This window comes from Nocardia sp. NPDC003345, from assembly GCF_053589395.1.
Window position 1 is genome coordinate 1 of sequence record NZ_JBSFRU010000473.1, and the last position, 3,457, is coordinate 3,457.

Annotated in this window: 3 protein-coding genes and 1 pseudogene; 1 reads left to right on the forward strand and 3 read right to left on the reverse strand. The window is 71.9% G+C overall.

Annotation, left to right across the window (positions count from 1 at the left end):
• From ACWDU1_RS30810 to ACWDU1_RS30820, 3 genes and pseudogenes are all read right to left on the reverse strand, one after another.
• Positions 1–231: pseudogene (locus ACWDU1_RS30810) on the reverse strand (alpha/beta hydrolase); the annotation flags it as partial.
• Positions 228–1,376: an alanine racemase gene (gene alr, locus ACWDU1_RS30815; protein ID WP_450003866.1), complete on the reverse strand. Its 1,149-nt coding sequence runs from the start codon at positions 1,374–1,376 to the stop codon at positions 228–230. The pseudogene ACWDU1_RS30810 and the gene alr, both read right to left, overlap by 4 nt.
• A gap of 49 nt (positions 1,377–1,425) precedes the next feature.
• The gene (locus ACWDU1_RS30820) at positions 1,426–2,886 is read right to left on the reverse strand and encodes an NAD(P)H-hydrate dehydratase (protein WP_450003868.1); all 1,461 of its coding nucleotides are present in this window, start codon (positions 2,884–2,886) and stop codon (positions 1,426–1,428) included.
• A gap of 57 nt (positions 2,887–2,943) precedes the next feature.
• Between ACWDU1_RS30820 and ACWDU1_RS30825 the strand changes: the two genes are divergently transcribed.
• Positions 2,944–3,351, forward strand: a complete 408-nt coding sequence (locus tag ACWDU1_RS30825) for a cupredoxin domain-containing protein (RefSeq protein WP_450003870.1) — start codon at positions 2,944–2,946, stop codon at positions 3,349–3,351.
• The last annotated feature ends 106 nt before the right edge of the window (positions 3,352–3,457 follow it).

Here is a 3,457-nt window from a genome sequence, read left to right on the forward strand (position 1 = left end):
GGCATCGGCCGAACCCCATTCCCGGGTGGCCAGGCACACACCGTCGTCGGCGATCACCTCACCGGCCCGGTCGAGATCGATCAGGGCGAAGTTCTCGTCCCGGTACTCGTCGCGAACCGGCGGCCACAACACCTTCGCACCGGCCCGGCGCAGCGCGTGCGCCCCGGCCATGGCTCCGACTACCCCGGCCGTGGCCAGCCCGCCGCGCAAAAGTGTCGTCCGTGCCTTCACCGCGCTCCTCCCCGGTACCGACGGTGTACCCGTCCACGAGGCGAGCACACCACTTCGTAATGGATCGTGCCCAGCAGATCGGCCCAATCCTGGGCATGGGGTTCCCCGTGATCGCCGGGTCCGAACAGGATCGCGGGATCTCCTTCGGCCACACCGTCGGCGTTGTCCCCCAGATCGACGACCAGCTGGTCCATACACACCCGGCCCCGGTTGGGCCGGCGCCGCCCGCCGACCCAGACCTCCATCCGCCCGCCCAGTGGACGGAAGACGCCGTCGGCGTAGCCGGCCGGGATGAGCGCGACCGTGGTGTCGGCGGGAGCGGTCCATTCGTGCCCGTAGGACACGCCTTCACCCGCGGCGACGTGTTTGACCAGCGCCACCTCGGCCTGGAAGGTCATGGCCGGGCGCAGGCCGAAGTCTCCGATATCGGGCACCGGGGTCAGGCCGTAGACCGCGATACCCGGACGCACCATGTCGAAGGCCAGATCCGGCCTGGTCAGCGTGGCCGCGGAATTGGCGAGATGGACGAGTTCGGGTTCGAGTCCGTGCCCCCGCGCCGCGGCGACGGCCTCCACGAACCGGTCGCGCTGGAGATCGATCACCGGATGATAGGGCTCGTCGGCGTGCGCGAGATGGGAGAAGATGGCCCGGAACCGCACGGACTCCTCGGCGACGAGTTTGCGCAGCGTGGCGAGCACCACAGGATAGATATGCGGATCGACACCGTTGCGATTGAGCCCGGTGTCGACCTTGAGCGTGACGACGGCCTGCCGGCCCAGCTCCCGGGCCGCTACGGCGACCGCATCCAGTTGTTCCGGTGAGGAGACCCCGATCTCGATATCGGCGGCGATGGCGGCGGCGTAATCCGCGTCATAGGCATTGAGCCAGCACAGGATCGGCGCGCGGATACCGGCCTCGCGCAGGGCCACCGCCTCGGCCACCGTGGTGACCCCGAGCTCGGCGGCCCCCGCGGCCAGCGCCGCCCGCGCGACCTCGACGGCTCCGTGGTTGTAGCCGTCGGCCTTGACCACCGTCATCACCGCGGCGTCGCCGGCGTGTGCGCGCAATACGCCCACGTTGTGCGCGATGGCGTCCAGGTCGACCACGGTCTCCACTTGCCCATTCACAGTTGCCGATACTGCCATCTCCCCGGCCGGGCCGGACCACGGCCACCCGCCGGGTCCGAGCCGGATCTCAGGCGGCCAGGGCCCGCAGTGTGGCGACCGCCTCCGGGATGCGGCCCAGCAGCGGCGTGGCCGATATCGGCGCGGCGCCCTCGCCCCCCGGCACCGCGGCGTGCGCGGCCAGCCCGGCGGCCAGTGCGTGCGCACGGGCGGCCGCGGCCGCGGCCCACGCCGGGTCACGTCCGGCGGCCAGCAGCGCACCGATCACCCCGGACAGCACATCACCGGCGCCCGCGGTCGCCGCCCAGGAGCCGCCGGCCTCGTTCACCAGCACCGGCCCGCCCGGTTCGGCGACCAGGGTCGCGCGGCCCTTGAGCAGCACGGTCACCTGCCACCGCGCGGCCAGTTCGCGAACCGCGGCGATCCGGTCGGCGCCCGGTTCGTGACCGGTGAGCCGGGCGAACTCGCCGGCGTGGGGTGTGAGCACGGTCGCCGCGCGGCGGCCACGCACCAATCCGGGTTCGGCGGCGAGCAGTGTGAGCCCGTCGGCGTCGACCACGACGGGCACTTCGGTATCGAGGATTTCGGCGAGCCGGTCGCGGGCGGCGGTATCGGTGCCGGAACCGGGTCCGAACACCCACGCCTGCACCCGTCCGGCGTCGGCGAGCCGGGGCACGGCGACGACCTCGGGCCGGTGCGCGAGTACCGCCGCGTGCGCGGTACCGGCGTAGCGCACCATCCCGGAGGTGGCCGCCACCGCCGCGCCCGTACAGAGCACCGCCGCACCCGGATAGGTCTCACTGCCCGCGCAGATCCCGGTGACCCCCTGGCTGTATTTGTCGTCGGCCGGTCCCGGCACCGGCCAGCCCGCACCCACCCGCACCGGTTCCAATGCGGACAAACCTGCCGGGGGCAGCCGTAACCCGATGGGCACCAGCTCGATTCGGCCGCAGTGCGGAGCCGCCAGGGCGTGGACCGGTTTGCGGGCACCGAACGCCACCGTGACCTCGGCGCGGACCGCGGGCCCGGTGATCGCGCCGGTATCCGGATCGATCCCACTCGGAAGATCGGCCGCCACGATCGGAGCATCCAGTTCCGCGACGATTCTCGCCGCCTCCGGACGCAGCGGCCCACGCCCGGAGATACCGACGATGCCATCGATGACCAGATCGGCGCCCGCCAATTCGGTAGTGGCCCGGGCCGTCTCGGCACACACCCGGCCCCCGGCCCGCCGGAGCGCGACCAGGCCTTCGCGGTGCGCCCGATCCGGGCTCAGCAGTACCGCGACCACCGCCACCCCGCGCCCGCGCAGCATCGCCCCCGCCCACAGCGCGTCACCGCCGTTGTCCCCGGATCCCACCAGCAACCCCACCGTTCGTCCGGCGACCCCGCCGCGGCGGGCCCGGAGTTCGGCCGCGACAACCCCGGCCAGCCCGTAGGCGGCGCGGCGCATGGGCTCCCCGGCGGGGACCCTGGTGAACAGGTCGGCCTCGGCCGAGCGCACCTCGTCGGCGGTGTAGTAGCCGGTCACCGAACACACCTCCACACTCGGACGGACAGCGACTTCAGCAGACTACGCTTGACTTTCATGCCCAGATCGCACCGCTGTGTACTCGCCCCGGCCGCCGGCTTTCTCCTGATCGCGGCCCTGCTGTCGGGTTGCGGCGCCGAAGGTCCGGAGACTCCGCCCACCGGCGGGACCGACACCTCCGGGACGCACGACCACCACAGTCCGGACGCGGCGGTCACCATTCGCGTCGAGGAGGACCGCTTCTCCCCGGACGAGGTCACCATCTCCGCCGGCGAAACCGTGAACTGGCACTTCGACGGTGATCTGCCGCACGGAGTGCAGGGCATCGGCGACAAGGCCATGAGTATCAACAGTCCACTGCTCGAGGTCGGCGACTGGAGCCACACCTTCACCCAGCCCGGCGAGTACCGGTACCTGTGCCCGATCCATCCCGGGATGCGGGGCACGATCATCGTGGAGGGGTAACCGGCGGGGGGGCGGGTCCGCCCGCCGAAGAGAAAAGACGGGGTGTGTGATAGAGGGAGCAGATCGAGGTAGAGGAGGGGGGAGTGAGAAGGAGGTGTGAAGTGAG

What these genes read in the sequence shown, in the direction of transcription:
- alr (WP_450003866.1), bottom strand. Translation starts at nt 1,376, where the DNA reads ATGGCAGTATCGGCAACTGTGAATGGGCAAGTGGAGACCGTGGTCGAC.
- ACWDU1_RS30825 (WP_450003870.1), top strand. Translation starts at nt 2,944, where the DNA reads ATGCCCAGATCGCACCGCTGTGTACTCGCCCCGGCCGCCGGCTTTCTC.